Annotated in this window: 31 protein-coding genes; 16 read left to right on the plus strand and 15 right to left on the minus strand. The window is 60.4% G+C overall.

The window, feature by feature from the left end:
• Positions 1-9: 9 nt before the first annotated feature.
• On the minus strand, positions 10-663 hold the full coding sequence (gene nth, locus RS9916_RS02090) for an endonuclease III (RefSeq protein ID WP_007097528.1): 654 nt from the start codon (positions 661-663) through the stop codon (positions 10-12).
• Positions 664-821: 158 nt separating this feature from the next.
• Here nth and RS9916_RS02095 point away from each other — a divergent pair, with 158 nt between their 5' ends.
• Both RS9916_RS02095 and RS9916_RS02100 read left to right on the plus strand, forming a co-directional pair.
• Positions 822-1,010 (plus strand): hypothetical protein, encoded by a 189-nt coding sequence (locus RS9916_RS02095; RefSeq protein ID WP_007097529.1) that lies wholly within the window; start codon positions 822-824, stop codon positions 1,008-1,010.
• Between the two features lie 53 nt (positions 1,011-1,063).
• Positions 1,064-1,276, plus strand: a complete 213-nt coding sequence (locus RS9916_RS02100) for a hypothetical protein (protein ID WP_038023075.1) — start codon at positions 1,064-1,066, stop codon at positions 1,274-1,276.
• A gap of 43 nt (positions 1,277-1,319) precedes the next feature.
• Here the strand turns inward: RS9916_RS02100 and RS9916_RS02105 are convergent, their stop codons facing one another.
• From RS9916_RS02105 to RS9916_RS02115, 3 genes are read right to left on the minus strand one after another with little or no spacing between them, the layout of a single operon-like run.
• Positions 1,320-1,832 (minus strand): rhomboid family intramembrane serine protease, encoded by a 513-nt coding sequence (locus RS9916_RS02105; protein WP_007097531.1) that lies wholly within the window; start codon positions 1,830-1,832, stop codon positions 1,320-1,322.
• 56 nt (positions 1,833-1,888) lie between these two features.
• Positions 1,889-2,464, minus strand: coding sequence for a pyridoxamine 5'-phosphate oxidase family protein (locus tag RS9916_RS02110; RefSeq protein WP_007097532.1), 576 nt, complete (start codon positions 2,462-2,464; stop codon positions 1,889-1,891).
• The gene (locus RS9916_RS02115; protein WP_007097533.1) at positions 2,461-3,222 is read right to left on the minus strand and encodes an SIMPL domain-containing protein; all 762 of its coding nucleotides are present in this window, start codon (positions 3,220-3,222) and stop codon (positions 2,461-2,463) included. The genes RS9916_RS02110 and RS9916_RS02115 overlap by 4 nt, the downstream gene beginning before the upstream one ends.
• 76 nt (positions 3,223-3,298) lie before the next feature.
• Between RS9916_RS02115 and RS9916_RS02120 the strand changes: the two genes are divergently transcribed.
• Together RS9916_RS02120 and RS9916_RS02125 are read left to right on the plus strand one after the other, a co-directional pair.
• Entirely contained in the window at positions 3,299-4,426 is a 1,128-nt protein-coding gene (locus RS9916_RS02120) for an NAD(P)-binding protein (RefSeq protein WP_007097535.1), read from the plus strand.
• On the plus strand, positions 4,423-5,958 hold the full coding sequence (locus RS9916_RS02125; protein WP_007097536.1) for an NAD(P)/FAD-dependent oxidoreductase: 1,536 nt from the start codon (positions 4,423-4,425) through the stop codon (positions 5,956-5,958). Before RS9916_RS02120 ends, RS9916_RS02125 begins: the two co-directional genes overlap by 4 nt.
• Positions 5,959-5,967: 9 nt before the next feature.
• On the opposite strand, the gene RS9916_RS13465 is transcribed toward RS9916_RS02125, so the two are convergent.
• The 3 genes from RS9916_RS13465 to RS9916_RS02140 all read right to left on the minus strand — a co-directional run bounded on the left by RS9916_RS13465 (position 5,968) and on the right by RS9916_RS02140 (position 7,512).
• Positions 5,968-6,309 (minus strand): hypothetical protein, encoded by a 342-nt coding sequence (locus RS9916_RS13465; protein ID WP_007097537.1) that lies wholly within the window; start codon positions 6,307-6,309, stop codon positions 5,968-5,970.
• 66 nt (positions 6,310-6,375) lie between these two features.
• Complete coding sequence (locus RS9916_RS02135; RefSeq protein WP_007097538.1) at positions 6,376-7,029, minus strand: class I SAM-dependent methyltransferase; 654 nt, start codon at positions 7,027-7,029, stop codon at positions 6,376-6,378.
• Between the two features lie 204 nt (positions 7,030-7,233).
• On the minus strand, positions 7,234-7,512 hold the full coding sequence (locus RS9916_RS02140; protein ID WP_007097540.1) for a TIGR02450 family Trp-rich protein: 279 nt from the start codon (positions 7,510-7,512) through the stop codon (positions 7,234-7,236).
• 57 nt (positions 7,513-7,569) lie between these two features.
• Here RS9916_RS02140 and RS9916_RS02145 point away from each other — a divergent pair, with 57 nt between their 5' ends.
• A complete protein-coding gene (locus RS9916_RS02145) occupies positions 7,570-8,238 on the plus strand; it encodes an SDR family oxidoreductase (RefSeq protein WP_007097541.1) in 669 nt (222 codons plus the stop codon).
• Positions 8,239-8,327: 89 nt separating this feature from the next.
• Here RS9916_RS02145 and RS9916_RS02150 read toward each other — a convergent pair whose 3' ends face one another.
• Positions 8,328-8,750: a DUF1499 domain-containing protein gene (locus RS9916_RS02150; RefSeq protein WP_038023077.1), complete on the minus strand. Its 423-nt coding sequence runs from the start codon at positions 8,748-8,750 to the stop codon at positions 8,328-8,330.
• A 55-nt stretch (positions 8,751-8,805) separates the two neighbouring features.
• Complete coding sequence (locus RS9916_RS02155) at positions 8,806-9,285, minus strand: hypothetical protein (protein ID WP_007097543.1); 480 nt, start codon at positions 9,283-9,285, stop codon at positions 8,806-8,808.
• 80 nt (positions 9,286-9,365) lie between these two features.
• Here RS9916_RS02155 and RS9916_RS02160 point away from each other — a divergent pair, with 80 nt between their 5' ends.
• On the plus strand, positions 9,366-10,055 hold the full coding sequence (locus RS9916_RS02160; protein WP_038023079.1) for a peroxiredoxin-like family protein: 690 nt from the start codon (positions 9,366-9,368) through the stop codon (positions 10,053-10,055).
• A gap of 4 nt (positions 10,056-10,059) precedes the next feature.
• On the opposite strand, the gene RS9916_RS02165 is transcribed toward RS9916_RS02160, so the two are convergent.
• The gene (locus RS9916_RS02165) at positions 10,060-10,908 is read right to left on the minus strand and encodes a bestrophin family ion channel (protein WP_156777453.1); all 849 of its coding nucleotides are present in this window, start codon (positions 10,906-10,908) and stop codon (positions 10,060-10,062) included.
• A 95-nt stretch (positions 10,909-11,003) separates the two neighbouring features.
• The gene (locus tag RS9916_RS02170) at positions 11,004-11,510 is read right to left on the minus strand and encodes a hypothetical protein (RefSeq protein ID WP_038023082.1); all 507 of its coding nucleotides are present in this window, start codon (positions 11,508-11,510) and stop codon (positions 11,004-11,006) included.
• 53 nt (positions 11,511-11,563) lie between these two features.
• Between RS9916_RS02170 and RS9916_RS02175 the strand changes: the two genes are divergently transcribed.
• Positions 11,564-12,874, plus strand: coding sequence for a Rieske 2Fe-2S domain-containing protein (locus RS9916_RS02175; RefSeq protein ID WP_007097547.1), 1,311 nt, complete (start codon positions 11,564-11,566; stop codon positions 12,872-12,874).
• Complete coding sequence (locus tag RS9916_RS02180; RefSeq protein ID WP_232199502.1) at positions 12,849-13,166, plus strand: cupin domain-containing protein; 318 nt, start codon at positions 12,849-12,851, stop codon at positions 13,164-13,166. The genes RS9916_RS02175 and RS9916_RS02180 overlap by 26 nt, the downstream gene beginning before the upstream one ends.
• A 15-nt stretch (positions 13,167-13,181) precedes the next feature.
• Here the strand turns inward: RS9916_RS02180 and RS9916_RS02185 are convergent, their stop codons facing one another.
• Positions 13,182-13,526, minus strand: a complete 345-nt coding sequence (locus tag RS9916_RS02185) for a DUF1651 domain-containing protein (protein WP_007097549.1) — start codon at positions 13,524-13,526, stop codon at positions 13,182-13,184.
• A gap of 119 nt (positions 13,527-13,645) precedes the next feature.
• Between RS9916_RS02185 and RS9916_RS02190 the strand changes: the two genes are divergently transcribed.
• The 4 genes from RS9916_RS02190 (at position 13,646) to RS9916_RS02205 (ending at position 17,204) form a co-directional block, all read left to right on the plus strand.
• Complete coding sequence (locus RS9916_RS02190; protein ID WP_007097550.1) at positions 13,646-14,641, plus strand: NAD(P)-dependent alcohol dehydrogenase; 996 nt, start codon at positions 13,646-13,648, stop codon at positions 14,639-14,641.
• Between the two features lie 39 nt (positions 14,642-14,680).
• Entirely contained in the window at positions 14,681-15,919 is a 1,239-nt protein-coding gene (locus RS9916_RS02195) for a glutathione S-transferase family protein (protein WP_007097551.1), read from the plus strand.
• A gap of 82 nt (positions 15,920-16,001) precedes the next feature.
• The gene (locus tag RS9916_RS02200; RefSeq protein WP_007097552.1) at positions 16,002-16,319 is read left to right on the plus strand and encodes a hypothetical protein; all 318 of its coding nucleotides are present in this window, start codon (positions 16,002-16,004) and stop codon (positions 16,317-16,319) included.
• A gap of 30 nt (positions 16,320-16,349) precedes the next feature.
• Positions 16,350-17,204 carry an NAD(P)-dependent oxidoreductase gene (locus RS9916_RS02205; protein ID WP_007097553.1) on the plus strand — a complete coding sequence of 285 codons (855 nt, stop codon included), beginning with the start codon at positions 16,350-16,352 and terminating at the stop codon, positions 17,202-17,204.
• Here RS9916_RS02205 and RS9916_RS02210 read toward each other — a convergent pair.
• The gene (locus RS9916_RS02210; protein WP_007097554.1) at positions 17,193-17,411 is read right to left on the minus strand and encodes a chlorophyll a/b-binding protein; all 219 of its coding nucleotides are present in this window, start codon (positions 17,409-17,411) and stop codon (positions 17,193-17,195) included. The two genes, RS9916_RS02205 and RS9916_RS02210, sit on opposite strands and share 12 nt — an antisense overlap.
• 71 nt (positions 17,412-17,482) lie before the next feature.
• On the opposite strand from RS9916_RS02210, the gene RS9916_RS02215 reads away from it, so the two are divergent.
• The 4 genes from RS9916_RS02215 (at position 17,483) to RS9916_RS02230 (ending at position 19,279) form a co-directional block, all read left to right on the plus strand.
• The gene (locus RS9916_RS02215) at positions 17,483-17,905 is read left to right on the plus strand and encodes a nuclear transport factor 2 family protein (RefSeq protein WP_007097555.1); all 423 of its coding nucleotides are present in this window, start codon (positions 17,483-17,485) and stop codon (positions 17,903-17,905) included.
• 117 nt (positions 17,906-18,022) lie between these two features.
• Complete coding sequence (locus tag RS9916_RS02220; RefSeq protein WP_007097556.1) at positions 18,023-18,268, plus strand: DUF1830 domain-containing protein; 246 nt, start codon at positions 18,023-18,025, stop codon at positions 18,266-18,268.
• 33 nt (positions 18,269-18,301) lie between these two features.
• On the plus strand, positions 18,302-18,940 hold the full coding sequence (locus RS9916_RS02225) for an alpha/beta family hydrolase (protein WP_050752228.1): 639 nt from the start codon (positions 18,302-18,304) through the stop codon (positions 18,938-18,940).
• Positions 18,941-19,093: 153 nt separating this feature from the next.
• Positions 19,094-19,279 (plus strand): hypothetical protein, encoded by a 186-nt coding sequence (locus RS9916_RS02230; protein WP_007097559.1) that lies wholly within the window; start codon positions 19,094-19,096, stop codon positions 19,277-19,279.
• Positions 19,280-19,350: 71 nt separating this feature from the next.
• Here the strand turns inward: RS9916_RS02230 and RS9916_RS02235 are convergent, their stop codons facing one another.
• Positions 19,351-19,833 (minus strand): hypothetical protein, encoded by a 483-nt coding sequence (locus RS9916_RS02235; RefSeq protein WP_198003375.1) that lies wholly within the window; start codon positions 19,831-19,833, stop codon positions 19,351-19,353.
• A 152-nt stretch (positions 19,834-19,985) separates the two neighbouring features.
• Positions 19,986-20,264, minus strand: coding sequence for a hypothetical protein (locus tag RS9916_RS02240; RefSeq protein WP_007097561.1), 279 nt, complete (start codon positions 20,262-20,264; stop codon positions 19,986-19,988).
• Between the last annotated feature and the right edge of the window lie 116 nt (positions 20,265-20,380).

A 20,380-nucleotide genomic window follows, 5' to 3' on the forward strand; every position in this document is an offset into this window, starting at 1 on the left:
TGGGTTGGATCAGGGTTTGCGCCAAATCACCGGCTTCCTGCGGTTCGGGTAAAGCTCGGTGCAGAGCGGGCAGACGGTGCCATCGCAGCCACGGGCTGTGCAGTACTCGCGGCCGTAAAAAATGATCTGGAGGTGGAGTTTGTTCCAGGCCTCTTCAGGGAACAGTTGTTTGAGATCCCGTTCGGTGCGTTGCACGCTGTCGCCGGAGCTCAGGCCCCAGCGTTGCGCAAGGCGATGGATGTGCGTGTCCACGGGAAAGGCGGGAACGCCGAAGGCTTGGGCCATCACCACGCTGGCTGTTTTGTGGCCGACACCAGGAAGCGCTTCCAGTTCCTCGAAGCTGGCGGGTACCTCTCCGTCGTAAGCGGTGACGAGGATCTGGGCGAGTTTTTTGACGTTGCGTGCCTTTGTTTTCGCCAGGCCGAGCTGGCGGATGTGGTTCAGGATTGTTTCTTCGTCCAGCGCGGCCATGGCTGCGGGTGTTGGTCCTGCAGCGAAGAGGGCGGGGGTGACCTCGTTCACCTTTTTGTCAGTGCACTGGGCGCTGAGCAGAACCGCGATCAGAAGGGTGAACGGATCGCTGTGGTCGAGCGGGATTGGGGTTTCTGGATAGGTCTCCTCAAGGCGCTGGAGGATCCTTTGGGCACGTTCGCGTTTCTTCAACCCGGGCCGATTGCGCTTCGGGGCGGACCCTAGGGCTGCCAGCCCTAGAGGGACGAGCTTGTAGCAAGGGCTACCGTTTTTAACTTCCGTTAAGGATTGCGCCCCCTGTCTGGTTTGCTGCCCCGGCCCATTCAGGATGTTGATCCTGAGGAAGATCAATGGCCAACGCCGGCAACCCCCGTCGCGGAACCAGCTTGAAGTGGGAATCGAATGGCGAATTGGCAGGAGCTGATCTTCGCCACATCCTTCAGCGGCTCCAGGATGCGGATCCCAAGGCTCAGGGCTTGAACAGCTGCGAGTTCGGTTGCGATCTGACCAGTCGTCCTCCTCAGACGCCCTCGGCTTAGTCAGCCTTTGGCCGCCTGACCCACCTAGGGTTTTGGTCGTTGAGGTGACCTGAATGACTCCTGTTGTGAGAGGCGTGCTCTACGTCTCTGTCTGGGTGGTGCTTTGGGGAACCGTGGCCTCGCTGATCGATTGGGTGCTGCTAGCAGGGGAGGTCTACGGTGCGGGATCGTTCGGCCAGGCCTCCACATTCATTGCTTACGGCGCAGCCACAGTGGTGTTGGCGGTGCGTTTGTCCGGGCGTTTCCTTGCCCAGGATGAAGGGTGATTGACGCAGAGTTTTCGATGCTCAGGTCGTTTGCTGCTGCTGCTCAAGCTTGATTGGCTTTCCGGGCTGTGGCAGCAGCGGCTATGAGGCCTCCGATAAAGCCTCCGGTGTGGCCAATCCAGCTCACGCCGGGTGGTGATGCCCAGGGCAGCAGGCCGAACAGCGAACTCCCGTACAGGCAGAGCACCAGCACGCTCAGTCCCAGGCTGAGTGGCCGGCGTTCAATCAGGCCAATCGCCAGCAGGTAGGCCAGCAGCCCATACACCACGCCCGAGAGCCCATGGCTACCGACGGGCCAGAACAGCCAGATCGGGATCTCGAGGCAGATCACACCCATCCAGACCGCCAGATAAGCCCGTAATCCCTTGAGCATCACCAGATAGCTGAGGGGGAGAAACACCAGGGTGTTGGTGAGCAGATGGCTGAATCCGCCATGGCTGAAAGGCGCAGTGAAGAGCGTCCACCACCCACTGCCCGGGTGAATCGCGAGTGACCACTGTCCTCTCAGGAACAGCGTGTCGATCAGCTCCTGCAGCCAGGCAAGTCCCACGAGCACCAGAGGCAGGCTGAGGGACAGGGCACGTCTTGCGACGGGGTCAGGCGTTGGTTGCGTCAGGGGTTGAGATCGGTGACCTGCCAGCCATTGTTGGCAATCCATCGCCGGCGTCGGTGGGGTGAGCCGGTCAGTTCCAGCAGTTCCACCTGATGGATCTCCAGGCTGAGCAAGGCGAAGGAGTCAGGAGTTGGCGTGCCATCAAGGATGGCGGAAGGGAAGTGGGCTGTCGCCTCCAGGGGCTGGCCGGGTGCGGGCCAGCCCCATAACGCCCGCCCTTCTGGGCGTAACTGCATCCAGTGGGCCTGTTCTCTCTCTTGTTGTGTCTCAGGTGCCAGCTTCAACGCGACTCCTCGCAAACGGAATTGACATCGGGCTTTGGGAAGAAGCCAGCAGAGTTCAGCGCGCGGTTCGCCGGCTAGGTCTTCCACCTTGGTGCTGCGGGCATCGGTGAACAGCTCCAGGGTGCTGCCTTCCCGCCACCCACGAAACACCAGGGTGCGGACTCGGGGGCTGCCATCGCTGGCCACCGTCGCCAACTGCAGCCAACGACTCATTGGGGAGCGTCCCTCTTTGCGTTGGGCCGCTTTCAGTAAGGGACGCCAAGGGGGGAGCTGCGATGGAGCCGAGGTCATTGGACGCGGAACGTGACGCCCATCACTGCTGTGATGTCTTTCCAGATTGTGCGCGTGTCGTAAGAGCCGTAACTGCTCATGCTGGTGGAATTCGGCTCCGTGATTTGAAAGGTTCCGGTGTCGGCTTGGGTGATCGCGCCGATCCCTGAACCCGCTTGGTCGGCAATGGCTTCGGCGCGGCGCTTGGCATCCGCTGTGGCTTTGGCCAGCATGTCGACCCGTTTTTCCGCCAGACGGGTGAAGGTGTAAGCCGGGGGACGGATGCTCAGAGAAACGCCCTGGCCCACCAATTCACCGATGCGTCGGGAGACGCTGCTGATTAATTCGACATTGCTCGTGCTGATCTGAATGGATTGTCGGGTTGTCCAGCGGGTGCTGATCAAGGCTCCGGTGACCCGGTTCCGTTCGTCTTGGCTGTTGGATTGGATCACGCCAAGGCTGATGGCTTCATTGGGAATGCTCTGCGCTCTCAGAAACGCCAAGGTGCGCTTGAGCTGGGGTTGAAGCGCCTGGTAAGCCTCTTGCTGGCTGGATCCGCTGCCGCTGACCTCCACGTTCCAATCTACGGAATCACTTTTGATCCGTTCCGTGCTGGCTCCCGTCACCGTGATCGTGTCTGCTGCGGTGCGGATGCCTCGCACGGCCACGGAGCCGGCGATCACCAGTCCAGCGCTCAACACCAACATCGGCAACACCAGCGGAGGGGTGCGACGTAAGACGTCAACCAGCGCGGGCCTGGATGAGGACGATGCCGGCATGACGGTCTTCTCGCGGATGCTCCAAGCACCCTATAAATGATTCAGGTAACAGTCCTGACGAAATGATGATGGACCTGTGACCAGCTGCGACTGTGATCTCGCTGTGGTCGGCGCAGGCCTGGCCGGAACGACGTTGCTGGCTTCCCTGCGTTTGGCTGGCTGGCAGGGGAGCGCCATGGTCATCGAGGTAGGGCGCGGCCCTGGAGGGAGGGCCTCCACCCGTCTGCGCCGTGACAATCCCCATTGGCGCCTCGACCATGGCGCGCCAGTGCTGCATCTCCAGTCGGGTGGTGGTGGAGCACTGGCCGATTTGCTTCAGAAGCTTGAGGCGATGGGGGCGATCAGCGCTGACACGTCCGAGTCGGTCTGCGTTGGCCTCGATGGTCTTCAGTCGTTGGACACCACCTCGGCTGGCTTTGATGCAGGCGGATCCTGTTGGCGGGGACGTCCGACGATGGGATCGGTGGCCGCGGCGTTGCTCGACCTCGCGGGTGATTCAGTGATCCGGCGTTTTGGCGTGCGCGTCCAGACCCTTCAGGCGTCGGACCGTGGCTGGGACCTGCACGATCAACACGGGCAGGCCGTTGTCAATGCCCGGATGCTGGTGTTGAGCGGCAACATGCTCGCCCATCCCCGTTCTCTAGCCATGTTGGGGTTGGCGAACCGACCACTTCGGGAGGCTTGTGCTGTTGGGCTGGATCCTGTGTTGGATCAAGCCCTTGATCGGATCGCATCGATGCGGATGGCTCCGCGCTGGAATCGGATGTTGGCGTTGTCAGCGGAGCCTGCTGAAGTCGCCTCTTGGCCCCGGCAGATTGTGCTGAGTGCCGCCGCTTCTCAGCAGTGGCAGCTTGAACGTCTTGTGGTGCAGCCCATGGCCGATGACTCTGTTGGTTTAGTGGTGCATGGTCTGACTGACTCGGTTCCCGTGCCGATGGATTTGTTGTCGCCCTGGCCCTCGCTGGCAGCCGCGGTCGCCTCGGCTGACGACCTGGGCGTCATGCGTTGGGGTGCTGCGCGTCCCCTCGACCATCCCCTGCCCGTGGATCTGCAGTGGTGCCCAAAGGTGGCGCTGGGATTCTGCGGTGACTGGATTGATGGGCCTGGCTTTGGCCGTGCCCATGGCGCCATGGCCAGTGCCGTCGCACTGGCCGATCGGATTGTTGAGCACGATGCCCTTGTCGCTTCGGGAGCGATGGCATGAGCGCAAGCCATTGCGACGTGGTTGTGATCGGCAGTGGCATCGGAGGACTCTGCTGCGGGGCGTTGACGGCCCGCGCTGGCCATGAGGTGCTGGTGCTGGAAGCCCATCAGCAACCGGGCGGTGCGGCCCACGGGTTTCGCCGTGGTGGCTATCACTTCGAGTCGGGTCCTTCGCTTTGGAGTGGCCTTGGTCGCTGGCCCACCAACAATCCTCTCGCTCAGATCCTGAGGGCTCTGGATCAGCCTCTGGATCTGATCTCCTATCGCGATTGGGATGTGCTGTTCCCTGAAGGGGATTTGCGCATCGGTGTTGGATCAACAGGCTTCGAAGCCGTCGTCCAGCAGTTGCGGGGCGATGCAGTGCTGTTGGAGTGGCAGCGCTTCTGTGAGGTGCTCAAACCGGTGGCCGCTGCGGCGGATGCGTTGCCCCTGCTTGCCTTGCCGCCAGGGGCTGATGCCATGGGTGCTTTGTTGAAGCGCAGTGGCCGTTTGTTGCCCCATCTCCAGGCTCTGCGTCATCTCGGCGGAGCCTTCGGCCCCTTGGTGGATCGCCATCTGCGCGATCCTTTTTTGCGTCATTGGGTGGATCTGCTCTCGTTCCTGATCAGCGGCATGCCCATGGGTGACACCAATGCTGCAGCGATGGCCACGCTGTTCGGTCAGTGGTTTGAGCCTGACGCCTGTCTGGATTACCCAAGGGGCGGTAGTGCTTCGGTGGTGGCAGCCCTGGTGGCGGGGCTGCAGGGTCATGGCGGCAGCCTTCGCTGCGGAGCCCGGGTGCATCAGCTGCTGTTGGATGGCGACCGGGTATGTGGCGTCGAGCTCGACAATGGCGAGCGGATCACCGCAACGCATGTGGTGAGCAATGTCGATGCATGGGGCTTGGCCCAACTGTTGCCTGAAGGTGCTGCGCAACGTTGGCGGCGGAAGCTGGCGTCGACGCCGACCTGCGGCTCTTTCCTCCACTTGCACCTTGGCTTTGATGCCAGCGGACTCGACCCTTTGCCCCTGCATCAGGTTTGGGTCGGTGACTGGGATCGTCCGATCGATGCGGAACAGAACACTGCGGTGATTTCAATCCCTTCGGTGCTTGACCCGGAGATGGCACCAGCCGGCCATCACGTTCTGCATGCCTACACCCCAGCGAGCGAACCTTGGCAGCTGTGGGCTTCTCTCGATCAAGGTTCAGAGGACTACGCCCGTCTCAAGCAGGATCGCTGTCAGATTTTCTGGTCGTTGCTGGAGGCCCGAATCCCTGACCTACGGGAACGTTGCCAGGTGGTGATGGAGGGCACACCGCTGACGCATCGCCATTTTCTCAATGTGCATCAGGGCAGTTATGGCCCTGCCCTGTCGGCGGCCAAGGGTTTGTTCCCCGGCGTCACGACGCCGCTGAAGGGGCTCTGGTGTTGCGGTGCCAGCACGTTTCCAGGGATTGGAATCCCACCGGTTGCGGCCAGTGGAGCGATGGCGGCCCATGGGATTGCCGGGCCCCGTGCCCAGCAGGAGCTGCTGGACACCCTGGGGCTTTAACGCGGCGGTTCAGTCTCCGGAGCGGCCACCGGCAACAAGAGCCATCACGCCAAGGGCACCGAGCAAGACACCCGCACCCGCGGAAAGCGCAACCGACAGCAGCGGTTTCTCCTTCACCGGTTGCTCCAGTTTTGGCCGCAGCGTTTCGTCGAGCTCATGGAGCTTGAGATCCAGTTTTTTCTGCAGAGGGTCGATCGCGTCAGCCATATGACGGCTTTGCTCGCTGAGGAGCTGGCGCATCCGGGCCACATTCAGAGGTGGCGCTTCTGTGGGCCTGGGAGGGGCCGCAACACCAGTGGCGCCCTGCGGTTCGGGCGTGCTCTCGTAGAGATGTTCGTCGATCGGAGCCATGGCTTGATCTCATGAGACTCATGCCTGGCGTAGCCACGGCTTCGCCGTCTGCCAACCCAGGGGGCGTTAAGGCCGGGCTTTGCTGGCGATCACGGAAAAGAAGGGATCCCCCTGGCCGCCGAGCAGGCCCATCACTCCAGTCGCTCGGGTGGTTTCAGCGACCTGTGTGGGGTGTTCCCATCCCTGCGCGGTAAGCACATCAGCGACATAGTCGAGATGCTCGCGGTCATCGGAGTCCGTCCAGATCTGGGGCGCCTTGGTGAAGAACATCCGATTGGAGAACGACACAATCACCTGTCCGGCGGGCCGGGTGATGCGCAGCAGTTCTGCTGCGATGGCTTCGGGGTACTGCAGGTATTGCCAACCAGCCACGATCAGGGTGGCGTCAAAAAAGTCATCAGGCCAGGGCAGGCTCTGGTCGAGATTGAGGTTCTGCATCCAATGACTGTCGAGCCGCGGATTAGCAGCCAGCTCCTGGGCGTTCAAACCATGGCCGATCACCCGCTCGTAGCGAATGTCGTCGGGCAGGTGGGACACCCATGACGACATCAAATCGAGCACGGTGGCGCAGGGTGGAATCTGTTCCCGATACAGCGCAGTCAGGCGCGCTCGGAACGCTTCGTCCAGGTGATGGACGAAGCGGGGATCGCGATAGAAGACGGCATCGTCTTCACCGTCCAGCTTGTAGCGCTGCGCTGGGGTGAGAACCTCCACGGCCACGGGGTCATGCCTCTTAGTAGGGGCATCATTACGGAGTGCTGTCGCTCGTCGTGGTTTCAGCTCCGCTGTCGATTCGATCTCTGCAGGTGGAGCAGAGCAAATGACCCTTGCGCTTCCAAAACGCCCGCATGGAGCGTTCGATCGTCTGTCCACACATCAGGCAACGAAACAGCGGTGGCATGGAGGAGTGCCAAAGCAATGGGTTCAGCCTGGTGGCTCTGGCTCGGCTTCGTTGTTCATGGCAGACCCTTCCAGCTGATCGTCATCTGGCTCTTCAACAGGAATCTGCTGCCAACCACTGCTCCAGAGCGTGGGGTCGCAGAGCTCGCGCCAGGCCACCCGTTGGCGGGTGTGCGCGTCGAGCACGGCTTCGAGCTCCACCCAGCGTTCGCGGCCCTTGCCCCCTTGGAGCACCAGCCTGAAATGGCGGTAGCCCGCCACAGGGCTCTGGCTGGTCCAGGCTTGTGCAAGTCTCCAACCCATGGCAGCGGTGACAGCGCTTCGGCTAGCTGGTTAGCGTCGCACCCCCTCCGATTCCCTATGGCTTCCACCGTTGCGATCAGCGGCGCTTCCGGCAAGACCGGTTACCGCATTGCCGAAGAGGTGCAACGCCGTGGAGATCATGCACGTTTGTTGCTGCGTGCCACATCGCAGCCACCTGACTCGCTTCAGGGCGTTGATCAACGGCGTTTATCACTAATGGATGCCACTGCTCTCGATGCTGCTCTGGAAGGCGTGGATGCCCTTGTCATTGCCACGGGTGCGCGCCCATCAGTTGACCTCACAGGCCCGATGCGGGTGGATGCCTGGGGTGTGCAACGCCAGGTGGAGAGCTGTTTGCGGGTGGGCGTCCGCCGGGTGGTGCTGGTCAGTTCTCTTTGTGCAGGGCGTTGGCAGCACCCCCTGAATCTGTTCGGGCTGATTCTGGTGTGGAAGCGAATCGGTGAACGGGCCCTGGAATCCAGCGGTCTTGATTGGACCATCGTGCGTCCTGGTGGTCTTTCCGAACGGGAGGAGGATCTGGATGGTGAGGGGGTGCTCTATACCCCCGCCGATCAACAGGAAAGCAACTCCATCCCGAGGCGCTTGGTGGCTCGTTGTTGCGTTGATGCCCTCCAAACACCAGAGAGTATTGGTCGGATTCTTGAGGTGACCAGCTCGATGGATCAGCCCGTCGTCGGCCTCCAGGAGGCGCTCGCCTCCTGGTGAATTGGCAATTGGGTAAGAACGCCTAAAGCGCGTTGTCGTTGCTTGTGAGATAACTCAGCTGATTGAAGACGGGCCGCCACCCGTCCTTTTTATGGCTGTTCTGCCAGATGCAACGCAGCAGCCAATTGGTCGAGCCGGCGGCCATTCACGCCGAGATCGGAATCTCCCAGGCGCGATTCCGATCGCGCTGAGATCACTCCGAGCTTGGCATTGCTGTGGAGTTCAACGTCATCAACAAAACCGAACAGGCGGCTGGTGGCGGTGGCGTGGAGATAGCCCTTGGCAGGCTCGCTCAACACAATGCTGGTGCCAGGCGTGTTGCTCAGCTGCTGCTCGAGAGCGGCCATCGCCTCACTGATGTCGTTGACCGCCCAATCGCGCACGGCACAGTGCGCTGGGCTGGGGCAGGGCCTGAGATGCCCATCGTTGAGCCCCAGATCGGCGGGAACGGGTCCCGCAAAGTGGAACAGAGCCAGAAGCCAGGGCAGGGTGAGCGCGAGGAGATGGGGCATCGCTGTGATCAATCGGGCCGATTGGAGATCATGCCTGCAAGCGATTTGATTCGCGTCAGACCCTGCCGTTGATATGGCGGCATCCCTTCCCGGGGATCCAAAACCCCTCGGCAGCGCGAATCAGGGGCCCGTTGCCCCTGTGGTCTCCGTAATACAGGGTGCTCCCCAGTCCCACGGTCAGCAGTGTTGTTGCAGCGGCATCGCGGCGGGCACCCGCCAGGCTGCGGACGGGGACTCCGTTCTTGAAAACCACGATGGTTCCGCGCCCTGGTTTGTCCTCCCCTTCTTTGCCGCGATGCCACCAGTTGCTCGCGTAGCCCTGGTAGTTGCCTTCCCGGAAGTTCATGATCCATCGGCCGTTGAGGTACACGGCGCCTTGATATCCACCGATGCCGTTAGTGGACGTGAACTGGATTTTTGCCGCTGGAGCGACCTGGCTGGTCCAGGTGCACGAGTAGGGGTATTGCTGTTGCGCCATCGCCGCTGGAGACAGCAGCAATGGTCCAGCAATGAACGAAAAGACTCCGGTTTTCATCGCAGGTCGAATGGTTGTTAGCCCTTTCTCTCCATGCTGTCCGCGACAGAATCGATGGCAACTGGGATGTCACCACAGCAATGAGAGCACCTGAAGCGCTGTTGCAACGGATTGATTCCATCCCTGGTATGGAAACGGGATCGAGGCGGCTTGTTGTGTTGATGCCTCAACTCGGTGACTTCGACTCCTTGGAATACGCCCAGGCGCTTGCGGGTGTTCTACCCGAGTTGGACCAGGCCGGGATGCGGCTTCTGGCGATTGGGATTGGTGACCCCGGCAGTGCAGATCGCTTTTGCGCCTTCACCGGTTTCCCTCGTTCCTGTCTTCAGGTGGAGCCTGATAACCGTCTGCATGCTGAGCTCGGCTTGTATGAGGGGCTTCAGGCGCCTGGTGGTCCCTGGCCGAATCTGTTGCTGATGTGTGCTGGGATCGGATCTCCCGGAACGTTGGCCGAAGTGTTCCGTGGTTACATGGGTGATCGCTCAGCGCCGCAGAGGTTGACGACCCCCCTGTTCCGTTTGGCAGGTGGTGACGGGTTCCAGCGTCCTTTTGAGCTCGCCAGCGTGCGCTTGCAAAACATGGTGGAGGTGCTGGGTCGTTGGCGCACCTACGTGCCCTGTGATGACTTCATCACTCAGCGGGGGGGGACATTTGTTTTGGAAGCCGATGATTCTCTGCTGTATGTGCATCGGGATCAGGGCATTCTTGGCTTCTCCGCCACGATGGCCAAGCCCCTTGATTTCCTGACGCCGTTTGTTGCGTTGACCTGAGGGGTTAGGTCCAACGCACTGGATCAGTGGAATGGTGATGCAGCAGATGTTCGAACCGTTGGCCGAGAAGATTGCGGCTGATGGTGAGGCAGATGGCATTCAGAGGGAGTGAAAAACTGCTTCCATCAGCATCAAAAGGGCCTTCCACATAGGCCCCGATGCGTTCGGCGCTCAGGAAGCAAACAAAGATGGCTGCGGCGATCACCAAAGAGGCCCAAGTCCGATCACTCGAGTGAATCTCCACCAGCAGGTAGCAGCCAAACACCCAATTGATCAGACGTACGAAGACGTCGTACGACGCTGGAAGAGGCGTGTTACGAATCCGCTCGAGCCCTCCGATGGCGTCGATGCAGGAGTCAGCAACGCCCATCAGTTGTTGGCGTCCCCATCCATCGATCCAGCCGTCCTGATAGAGGCTGTGAATCGCCCTGGCGCGGACTTGGCCTAAATCGCGCAGTGTCGTGTCGTTGGCCAGTTTGAGCTCGGCGAACACCTCGCCCTGTAGTTGCATCAGCTCACGGTGCCAGAAATTGCGCAGCTCAAAGTTGAGTTGCCACACCGTGGCCACCTGCACCATCAGCAAATGTTGTCCTCGCCTTGATTTGAGTTGTTGCCGAGTCAACAGTGCGCTGAGGTTGTCGTGCCAGTTCCGGCTGACATTGACGATGGATCCCCAGAGTTTGCGCGCTTCCCACCAGCGGCTGATGGCTTGGGTGTTGCGGAAACCGATGAAGATCGAAACCGTGATTCCAAGAATGCGCAAAACTCCACCACTGTGAAACCAGCTCAGTGGGAGTTGATCACTGCCCACCAGCAGGCTCAAGGCTGCAAGCAGCAAAAGATCAAATCGCATCCTCCAGAGCAGCTGAATCAGAACGACTGAGTAATCACGCCGTCGCGTTTTTGGAGGGTGGCCGAAGGGGCCTTCATCAATGCTCAAAGGGAGGTTCACGTCTGATCGCTCTGTCGGCCATCCTCCCCTTCCGGCTGCAGCGTCCAGAACGCCAGCCCGCCACCGCGCCCCCGAGCGGCCAGCCAGCCTGTTGGATCGCGATGGATCAAGGCAAAGAACGGCAGTCGCGATGGTGCCGGCTGCGGCAGGGCGCGTTCGATCCAGCGTCGGCTCCAGGCGACCAGCACAACCTTGTCGAAGCTGAACTGGAGTAAGGGGCGTGTCCCTTGCAGGGTGCCGGCCCCCTCAAATCGCAACTGGAAGGGCCCAAGGTTCACCGCATTGCTGATGGCGAGCTGTTCGCTGTTGAGCTGGCGCAGCACCAGCCGAGCCTGCAACCCGCGCAGGCTCCAATTGCTGAGGTTGGCCGGCCGCAAATTGCCTTTGCTCCAGACCCCCTGGAGCATCCAGCAGCCCTGAAGATCTGCGGTGGTGAGGTGGGTGCCTTGGCGACGGGCTTCACGCTCAAGCGTCAGCAGCGTTGCCGCATCGGGGTGCTGCATCACCACGGTTGGGAATCACTGGCAGCGATCATGGCCGTTCCGCCTGAAGCGCCATGCATCCCACCTGGACCGAACAGTGGTGGCCCGTGGCTTACGTCCGGGATCTGGACCAATCGAAACCGACGCGATTCACATTGCTGGAGCGTGACCTGGTGATCTGGTGGGATCCATCAGCTGCGCTTTGGCGGGCCTTCCCCGATGTGTGCCCGCATCGACTGGTGCCCTTAAGCGAGGGGCGCATCAATGAGCGGGGCGAGCTCGAATGCCCTTATCACGGTTGGAGTTTCGATGGCGAGGGGCGTTGTCAGCACATTCCTCAGGCAGAAGAAGGAACCCGTAGCGACAGCCTTCGTTCCCGTTGCGACAGCCTTCCCTCGGCCACGGCGCAGGGGTTGTTGTTTGTGTGGACGGGGGCGCCCGAGGCTGCCGATCCTGATTCCCTCCCTTTGGTGCCGCAGCTGCAGGACAACCCGGAGAGTTGGACCGTGCAGGACACCTTCCGGGATTTGCCGATGGATGCCCTCACGCTGCTGGAGAACGTTCTTGATGTGAGCCACGTTCCCTTCACCCACCACCGAACCGTTGGGCGGCGTAGCAATGCAGCACCTGTGCGGGCCGAGATCACACGGGAAGACAGGGGTGGATTTTCAGCCGTCTGGGAGGAGGGGCCGCGGCGCGGAAGCCTTGGCTCGCAATTCACCACGTTTCGCGCTCCTCAACTGATGTGGCACGACCTGGATGCCAAAGGCTTTGCTCGCATCCTCACGGTTGTGTACGCCGTTCCCATTCGCCGCGGAGAGTGTCGTTTATTTGCACGGTTTCCATTTCAGTTCCGTTCGCCGGCACCCCGCTTGTTGCTGGGACTCAGACCGCGTTGGCTTCAGCACATCGGCAATCACAAAGTGCTGGAAGACGATCAGGTGTTTTTGCATTGGCAGGAACGGCTGTTTGCGGCAGCTGGTGGTGGCGCTGCCATCGATCGAGCGTTTTATTTGCCCTGTCAGGCCGATGTGTATGTGAAGGCGCTGTACCGCTGGGTGCAGTCCAACGGAGGGGAGCCCTTTGTGGGTCAGCCGCTTCCCCCTCGCCAAGAGTTGGCTCCGTTGATGGATCGTTTTCACAGCCATACCCGCCATTGCCGCAGTTGTTCAACGGCCTTGCGCCGTTTGCAGGCTCTGCGCCCCTGGCTTTGGGGATCGCTGTGGCTCTCTGCGGTGCTGGTGGGCTTGGGGCAGTTTGGTCTGTTGAGTTGGCTTGGCCTGGGGCTGGGGCTTTTGACGGGTTTGGTGACGCGCCAATGTCAGCGATGGGAACGGGGCCTGCGGGCCGGCGATGGTCATGCGCCGCGCAATGATCGAAGGTGACGCGTCCTTCGAAGCTGCTGTGGCGATCAAGGTGACCTCCCCTTGCCCGGAGAGTGTGATCGTGGCGTTAGGGGCCAGGAATTGGCCGGTGTGGGCCTGTGAGGTCAGCACCTTTCCCTGGAGCTATGACCAAAAGGAAATGTGTTTACTTCTCGAGGGAGAAGTGACGGTGACCCCCGAGGGCGGAGAGCCTGTTCGGATTGCTGCTGGTGATCTTGTGGAGTTCTCCGCAGGGTTGGCCTGCTCCTGGGACGTCATCAAGCCCGTGCGTAAGCACTACAAATTCGGCTGAACCTGAGACCTCGGCTCAGATTTCAACGTCGCTCCCCCATTGCGGGGTGCAGGTTCGCCATCCCACGCGCACCAGCTCTTTCCAGAGCAGTTCAGCGGTGTCGCGCCGTAGATGCACGCGTGTTTTCAGCAGGGGTGCTTCTCCTGGAACAGGTCTCCCTGAATCCACAAACACGCGTGGATCCTGGTGCCAGCTTTTTTCATCGGGGTGGAAGCGTTTGGTCTCGCTGGTGCGGGGATCCTGGATCCAACCGTGCTTTGGCATCGCTTGCGGGAAGAGAGGGCAGGCGTGCGCATCCACTCCTCGGCTTGAAACGTGGCGTAAGGAGAGCTTGGCGCCATGGGCCTGCTGCTGATACACCTGTTCTAGTTAGCTAGTACAAATGTGTCAATGCTTTAGGGGTGGTGCCCGGCGGGTGGTGTTTCTCGACAGCGTCAACCCACTGCTCTTACTACAACGAAGTCAGTGATGGGTTGGTGATGGAGATTCGCGTGTGGGAAGCGCCTGGCTCAGGAGCTGCGCTGCAGAGCAGCTCCCGGACTGTGCAGGAGCCAGCAGCAGGTGAGGTGGTCCTCGAGGTGTTGCATTGCGGCCTTTGCCACAGCGATCTCTCGATGATCGACAACGCCTGGGGGCTGAGTGCGTATCCGCTCGTGCCGGGGCATGAGGTGGTGGGCCGGGTGGTCGCGGTGGGTGATGGCGTTGACCCTGCGTTGCTCGGTGACGTGCGCGGGCTGGGTTGGATTAGTGGCAGTTGCAGCCATTGCCTGCAGTGCCTTGGCGGTGATGCCAATCTTTGCCCCTCTTTGGAGGCCACGATCGTGGGGCGTCAGGGGGGCTTTGCCAGTCATGTCACCGCGCGTCAGGACTGGACGATTTCCTTGCCGGAGGGTGTCGCTGTGGCCGATGCCGGCCCTTTGTTTTGCGGCGGCATCACGGTGTTTGCTCCATTGATCGATGAAGCGGTCTCTCCGACGGCCCATGTCGCCGTGGTGGGCATCGGTGGGCTAGGTCATATTGCTCTGCAATTTGCCAAGGCCTGGGGCTGTCGCGTCACGGCACTGACCACCAATCTCGGCAAAGCGGAGGAGGCCCGTCGTTTCGGGGCCCACGATGTGCAGCTGTTGGAGCAGCTTCCTGACCTGGCAGGTCGGTTTGATCTGGTGATCAACACGGTGAATCATCCGCTCGACTGGCCGGCGGTGATGGCTTCGCTTGCACCGCGCGGCCGACTGCATCAACTGGGGGCTGTGCTTGAACCGATGCAAATCGCCGCCTTCGACCTGATCCCTCAGCGTCGCTCGGTGACTGGCAGTCCCACGTCGTCTCCAGCCAGCCTGTTGAAGATGGTGGAGTTTTGTGCGCGCCACGGCATTCGTCCCCAAGTGGAACATCTGCCCATCAGCCAGATCAACGACGCCATTGCGCGCTTGAGGCGGGGCGACGTGCGCTACCGCTTCGTGATGGATTTCTAAGGAACGCCATCATGGGCAGCCCCGTGCTGTCGCGTCGCCATGGTTGAAGCCGCTCCTGCCTATCAAGCACTCAGCTGGGAGGCGCTGGAGGCAATGGCTCCTGAACCGATCGATCGCATCAACGGGCCCACCAATGCCCAGGCCACGTTGCGTTTGTTTGGCCAACCCGAAGACGCGGTGCGGGTGACGTTGTTCCGGGACCATCACGCCTGGTGTCCTTACTGCCAGAAGGTGTGGCTTTGGCTTGAACTTCGGCGGATTCCCTATCGGATCCGCAAGGTAACGATGCGTTGTTACGGCCCGAAGGAGTCGTGGTTCACCGCGCAGGTGCCGTCGGGGATGCTGCCCGCACTGGAGCTCGATGGTCGACTCATCACCGAAAGCGATGAGATCCTGATCGCCCTCGAGCAGGCCTTTGGTCCGCTTGGTGCGTCGATGGTGACGCCGAAGGTGCGAGAGCTGCGCCAGTTGGAGCGACTCCTGTTCCGGGCCTGGTGCATTTGGCTGTGCTCCCCCGGTTTGACGTCGCAACAGGATCAACGGGCCCGTGAGCAGTTTCAGGCGATTGCCCAGCGGATGGAACAGGCCTTGGTGGCTGGTGGTGGCCGCTGGTTGGATCCGGAATCACCCGATGCTCTGCAGCCAGGCAGCGCCGATCTGGTGTTCATCCCTTACGTCGAGCGCATGAATGCCTCCCTCGCTTACTACAAGGGTTTTTCCTTGCGGGAGCAGCATCCGTGGATCGATCGCTGGCTGTCTGCATTGGAGGGTCTGGAGACCTATCGCGGCACCCAAAGCGACTTCCATACCCATGCCCATGATTTGCCCCCTCAGATGGGGGGCTGTTGGTCCAATGGTGTTGAGGCTCAGCATCGCTTTGCGGCAGCCATCGACAGTGGTGAAGGCCTCGGCGCTTGGGAGGGATGCACGGGTGGGGATGTGGTGTTGGAGGGACTGGGAGCCCTGCAGCCTGTGTTGCGTCATCGCCAGACCCTGATGGCCCGGAACCCCCTTGGTGCTGGTCTGGATCAACCTTTGCGAGCGGCGCTGACCCGTTTGACCACAGGGCTTTCGGTTCGACCGCAATCGGGCTCAGCCCTGGGTCTGCGCTACCTGCGCGATCGCATTTCCGTTCCTCGCGATATGCCCCTTCCCAGTGGCCGCCTGCTGCGTCAGGCCCTTGAGTTCACGGCCCAATTGGATGGCGATGCGCAACCTGAGGCCTTGCCCCAGAACCATCGTTTTGACCAGGATCCCAGGCCATTTCTGGGCCTGTGACCAGGATCACAGCGGTGGGTGATGCCGGTCATCTCTGACGTCTCTCGATGACGGGAAGGTGTGGTCAATTGCCCCAAGCCCCATGGCCCGTCATCCCCAAGCGGTCTATCGCTGCCCCCACTGCCAGAGCATCAAGGCTCAGGCTCATCACCTGGGCGGTGAATGCCCGAGCTGCTTCCAGTTGCTGCCGGAGGATCTGCAACCGGCCTACCAGATCACCAATCCCCATCCTTTTCGTCGCGCCAAAGCGCATTCTTCAGCGCGGGTGCCCCAGGGCATGGGCTTGCCGACCCAGCTGCTGGCTGGCCTCGTGCTGGTGCTCTGTCTAGTGCCGTCTTTAGTGCCGACGCAGTTCCAGGCTCCAGAGCTCCAGGAGCTGTCGTCGCAGGTGCGCGGGTGATGATCGGCTGCATTGATTGCGTGAGTCGGGATGCCCACCGTTGCCCTGCTTGGAACTGGATTGCTCGGTGAGGCGATCGGCTTGCGCTTGCTCGCCCAGGGCGTGAAGCTCCATGTCTGGAACCGCAGTGCAGAGAAGTGCGAGGCGCTGCTGGCGGCGGGGGCGGAGCCGATTGATCACTTGGCTGGTGCGGCCCGCTCCTGCGACACCGTGATCACGGTGCTTCGCGATGGTCCGGTGAGCGCCGACGTGGTGGCGGCGCTGGGTGATCTCGGTGGTGCCTGTTGCCTGCCGATGGGCACGATGGGCATCAGTGAGTCGCGTGAGCTGGCAACTCAGGTGCAGGCCCAGAACGGGTGTTACCTCGAGGCGCCGGTGCTGGGCAGCAAGCCTGAGGCCTTGAAGGGCAGTTTGTTGGTGATGGCTGGCGGTGACACCGACGTGTTTGAGGCTCAGTTGCCCCTGCTGCAGTTGCTCTCTGGGGATCCCAAGCTGATGGGGGAGGTCGGTCGTGGTGCGGCCTGCAAGTTGGCTCTGAATCAGCTCATTGCCAGCCTCACCCACGGTTATTCGTTGGCGTTGCGATTGGTGGAAGCCTCAGGTTTGGAGGTGGAGCGTTTTATGGAGGTGCTCCGGCCTTCGGCTCTGTACGCGCCCACGGTGGATAAGAAGTTGGAGCGCATGCTTGGCCATCACTACGCCGATCCCAACTTCAGTACGGCCCTGTTACGCAAAGACCTGCAGCTGTTTCTGCGGGAGGCGCCCCTGCTGGGCATTGATGCTTCGGGTCTGAACGGGCTGCTGACGCTGCTCAAACGCGCCGAACACACTGCTCTCGATGACGGTGATTATTCGGCGCTGCATGAACTGACGTCAAAGCGCTAGGTACCAGCGGATCATCGCCATCACCTGGCCTGCAGGACCCTGACCGGTGAGCAGCTCACCGATCAGGGCCGCCAAGAACCCAACCATGGCCACGCGGCCATTGAGGCGTTCCACACCTTCCAACAACGTCGTGTTCCAAGGGCGTCGGGTCGTCAGACCTTCGCCAAAGGCTTCCAAAGGTTCATAGCGGTAGCCGTCGTTGGGCACGGGATGCAGCTGTTGGTCTCAGAAGAGTATGCGCATCCGTCAGGATCAAACCCAATCGCCGTTCTTCCTCCGTGACCACTGCAGATCAGTTGCGCAGCCTGTTCACGAAACCGTATGGACAGCCGGCCCCTTCCGAGCAGCAGTGGCGGGAGCTCTATGCCGAGGATGTGCATTTCCAAGACCCCACGCAGGAGCGTCATGGACTTGCTGCTTACATCGCAGCTCAGGAGGGCTTGATTCAGCGCTGTGATGATGTTTATCTGACGCCTTCTGCGGTGCTGGTCGACGGCGACACAGCCTTTGTGGAGTGGGAGATGGGCTTGAAAATTAAAGGGATCGAATTCATTTATCCAGGATCCAGTCGCTTGCGCTTCGACCAGCAGGGTCTTGTCTGTGATCATCGCGACTATTTCGACTTTGTTGGCCCGACCTTTACTCCCGTGCCCGTGGTGGGTGGCTTCGTGCGCTGGCTCTACAGACGTTTTGTGGACTGACGATCAGAATCTGAGGAAAAACGAAAGATTGCATTGGGATTCTTGACGTGTCGCTGATCTGACAAAAGCGACGGGACGTCTGGGCGATTGTGTCAACACCTCGCCCCCTAACAATTGATGGAGGACTGTGTTTATCGCAACGAAACCCCCAAGATGGTGGTTTTGAAATGTATCGGCGTAAACAACTTTTATCTGGAAAAAGTTGTGATGCCAGCGGAGTGGTTCTGGTTTGAAGCGCCCCTTGAGGCGCGGGTTGAAATCTGGCAGATGGCTGTGAATGGCCAGCTGCTCAGCGTGCGTGGTGATGTTTGCGACTACCTCGCCACTCCCCAGCCTTCCCAGAACAACACCCTGGTGGCTTGAGACGCATGGCTGGGAGACCACACAATGGTCTCCATGACAGCACCCACGCTCCACGACGGACCAGCTAATGCACCGCTGACGTTTTTGTTGGCCCACGGTGCTGGTGCTCCGATGGATAGCCCGTTTCTCCAGGTGGTTGCCGAGGGGTTGTCGTGCCGTGGATGGGACGTGGTGCGCTTCGAGTTCCCGTACATGGCTCGGTCACGGCTGAGCGGCAAAAAAGCTGCTCCAGATCGGATGCCGGTACTGGAGGCCTGTTTTCGAGAGCAGGTCGCTCTGCTGGCAGAGCGTTCAAAACTGATCATTGGCGGCAAGTCCATGGGGGGTCGAGTCGCCACCCAGCTGCTGGACGCACTCGCTTCGTCCACCAATGTGTGCGCTGGAGTCTGTATGGGATACCCCTTCCACCCTCCTGGGAAACCAGAGCAGCTCAGAACAGCTCACCTGCTCGATTTGAAAACACCCCTGTTGGTGTTGCAGGGTGAGCGCGACACCTTTGGTCAGCACGAAGAGGTGATGGGGTATGGCCTGCCGGAGCAGGTGTCGCTCCATTGGATTCCAGACGGAGACCACAGCTTCAAGCCCCGCAAGCGTTCAGGCTTGGATCTCGACCAGAACCTGGCTCTCGCGGTTGAGGTCATGGATCAATTTGCGAAGCAGCTGGTCTCCTGAGTCGGCCTGAGCTTGTCGGGTCTCTTCTGCGATCGGGCGGTAACGACTCACGAAGAATCCTTCCTGTTTTGTTTCAGTCCCTGGGGCTCCTCTCGCGTTGGTGACCGCTCCCGGAGGAGATTGATCCAAAGGGGGCTAACGCCAGGAGGATGCATGGCTCAAAGCCTGATAGAAGCCGCTCGTCTGATGCGGAAACGGTTGTTCAGTGTGTTTCCGACCCGTTCTCCCCAGGAGGGGAAGCGTGCTTACACGAAACGCGTGATTGCTGAAACCACCGAAGAGGCCTACGAGGTGGTCTGTGGCGTGGCTGGCTGCGTGCTGAAGAAAAAAGAGCAGTAGACGCAAGTGCATCGCTTGCTTCCCTCAACTGAGGGATCAGTCGTTGTTGGTCTTGGGTGGTCTGTGCAGCATCACAGGCCAGATCTGGAGTTGGGGGTACTATCTCTGCCCTGCAACCCCATGGGATTGGGCGGTGGTTCGTTTGCAAAGGCATCAATCTCCTTGCAGGTGGATGGGGGAAAAGCCGCAATCTTGTTGAACAGAATTTCCAGGATTTTCTCCGATGCTTTGCCGCTCTTTGTCTCGCTTCTGCTCTGATCTTTCATTCCCTTGATGAAGGTATCCACATAGCTCTTCCAGGAGCGTTGGAGCACACTTTTTTCAAGTGTTGAGGTTTCATGGAGATAGCAAAAGTATGCGAGTCCACCCGCGAGAGGCAGTGAGGCAATGCCAACACCCATTTTCATGAAGCCCTTCTCCATGTCGCTTAAGTCTTGATACTCCGGGACGTTTTCCAGCAGCTTCTCCATATCTAAGGGTTGGGCTGAAGCTGAAGCCGCCGAGCTGATGGAGAGTAGAGAGGAAAGAAGAAGGCTGGATGCCAGCGTTTTCATGAGAGTTTTTGAGGGCATGTATTCAACGCATCTTGCATTGCATTATTGCGTTTAAATCTGCTCACTCGTTGCTGTTGTGCGGCGATAGGGGGCATGCGTCTCTGCTGCGGCCAAGGTGTTTGAAAGTCAACGACTCAAGGTGCTGGCCCGCCTTAATGAATGCCGGCTGCGAGATAGAGAAGGCTGACTCCGGCAAAAATGACAATCTGAACCAAGGCGCTGACGCGAAGCCAAAGACGATCCCATTTGTAGGGTGCTTTGAGCACGGCACCAATGAGCCAGCTCATGGCAAAGCCAAATCGCGTCAGTGTGACCGCCTGATGCTGATGGGCGACATGCACTGCATCAAGGAGCAGCATCACCAACGACACATACGAAAGAAGTGCACCGATGTTGTAGGTGACCGCAGCTTGTCGATTGGTGAGCTGCATGGAATCCCCCAGCGTGCACTGAACAGATAGCAGTCATGCAGGGGCCGGGGTGTCTGCATGGCTGAATGTGATTGAGCTTGTTCTTGTCAGGCCTGGTAGCGTTGCAATCAAGAAGT

Source organism: Synechococcus sp. RS9916 (genome assembly GCF_000153825.1).
In the GTDB taxonomy this organism is placed as follows: domain Bacteria; phylum Cyanobacteriota; class Cyanobacteriia; order PCC-6307; family Cyanobiaceae; genus Synechococcus_C.

Excerpts from the sequence above, each read along its gene's own strand:
- RS9916_RS02095 (WP_007097529.1), top strand. The coding sequence starts at position 822 with ATGGCCAACGCCGGCAACCCCCGTCGCGGAACCAGCTTGAAGTGGGAA.
- RS9916_RS02100 (WP_038023075.1), top strand. The coding sequence starts at position 1,064 with ATGACTCCTGTTGTGAGAGGCGTGCTCTACGTCTCTGTCTGGGTGGTG.
- RS9916_RS02110 (WP_007097532.1), bottom strand. The coding sequence starts at position 2,464 with ATGACCTCGGCTCCATCGCAGCTCCCCCCTTGGCGTCCCTTACTGAAA.
- RS9916_RS02115 (WP_007097533.1), bottom strand. The coding sequence starts at position 3,222 with ATGCCGGCATCGTCCTCATCCAGGCCCGCGCTGGTTGACGTCTTACGT.
- RS9916_RS02125 (WP_007097536.1), top strand. The coding sequence starts at position 4,423 with ATGAGCGCAAGCCATTGCGACGTGGTTGTGATCGGCAGTGGCATCGGA.
- RS9916_RS13465 (WP_007097537.1), bottom strand. The coding sequence starts at position 6,309 with ATGGCTCCGATCGACGAACATCTCTACGAGAGCACGCCCGAACCGCAG.
- RS9916_RS02140 (WP_007097540.1), bottom strand. The coding sequence starts at position 7,512 with ATGGGTTGGAGACTTGCACAAGCCTGGACCAGCCAGAGCCCTGTGGCG.
- RS9916_RS02145 (WP_007097541.1), top strand. The coding sequence starts at position 7,570 with ATGGCTTCCACCGTTGCGATCAGCGGCGCTTCCGGCAAGACCGGTTAC.
- RS9916_RS02150 (WP_038023077.1), bottom strand. The coding sequence starts at position 8,750 with ATGCCCCATCTCCTCGCGCTCACCCTGCCCTGGCTTCTGGCTCTGTTC.
- RS9916_RS02155 (WP_007097543.1), bottom strand. The coding sequence starts at position 9,285 with ATGAAAACCGGAGTCTTTTCGTTCATTGCTGGACCATTGCTGCTGTCT.
- RS9916_RS02160 (WP_038023079.1), top strand. The coding sequence starts at position 9,366 with ATGAGAGCACCTGAAGCGCTGTTGCAACGGATTGATTCCATCCCTGGT.
- RS9916_RS02165 (WP_156777453.1), bottom strand. The coding sequence starts at position 10,908 with ATGCGATTTGATCTTTTGCTGCTTGCAGCCTTGAGCCTGCTGGTGGGC.
- RS9916_RS02170 (WP_038023082.1), bottom strand. The coding sequence starts at position 11,510 with ATGCAGCACCCCGATGCGGCAACGCTGCTGACGCTTGAGCGTGAAGCC.
- RS9916_RS02175 (WP_007097547.1), top strand. The coding sequence starts at position 11,564 with ATGCATCCCACCTGGACCGAACAGTGGTGGCCCGTGGCTTACGTCCGG.
- RS9916_RS02180 (WP_232199502.1), top strand. The coding sequence starts at position 12,849 with ATGCGCCGCGCAATGATCGAAGGTGACGCGTCCTTCGAAGCTGCTGTG.
- RS9916_RS02190 (WP_007097550.1), top strand. The coding sequence starts at position 13,646 with ATGGAGATTCGCGTGTGGGAAGCGCCTGGCTCAGGAGCTGCGCTGCAG.
- RS9916_RS02195 (WP_007097551.1), top strand. The coding sequence starts at position 14,681 with ATGGTTGAAGCCGCTCCTGCCTATCAAGCACTCAGCTGGGAGGCGCTG.
- RS9916_RS02200 (WP_007097552.1), top strand. The coding sequence starts at position 16,002 with ATGGCCCGTCATCCCCAAGCGGTCTATCGCTGCCCCCACTGCCAGAGC.
- RS9916_RS02205 (WP_007097553.1), top strand. The coding sequence starts at position 16,350 with ATGCCCACCGTTGCCCTGCTTGGAACTGGATTGCTCGGTGAGGCGATC.
- RS9916_RS02220 (WP_007097556.1), top strand. The coding sequence starts at position 18,023 with ATGGAGGACTGTGTTTATCGCAACGAAACCCCCAAGATGGTGGTTTTG.
- RS9916_RS02225 (WP_050752228.1), top strand. The coding sequence starts at position 18,302 with ATGACAGCACCCACGCTCCACGACGGACCAGCTAATGCACCGCTGACG.
- RS9916_RS02230 (WP_007097559.1), top strand. The coding sequence starts at position 19,094 with ATGGCTCAAAGCCTGATAGAAGCCGCTCGTCTGATGCGGAAACGGTTG.
- RS9916_RS02235 (WP_198003375.1), bottom strand. The coding sequence starts at position 19,833 with ATGAAAACGCTGGCATCCAGCCTTCTTCTTTCCTCTCTACTCTCCATC.
- RS9916_RS02240 (WP_007097561.1), bottom strand. The coding sequence starts at position 20,264 with ATGCAGCTCACCAATCGACAAGCTGCGGTCACCTACAACATCGGTGCA.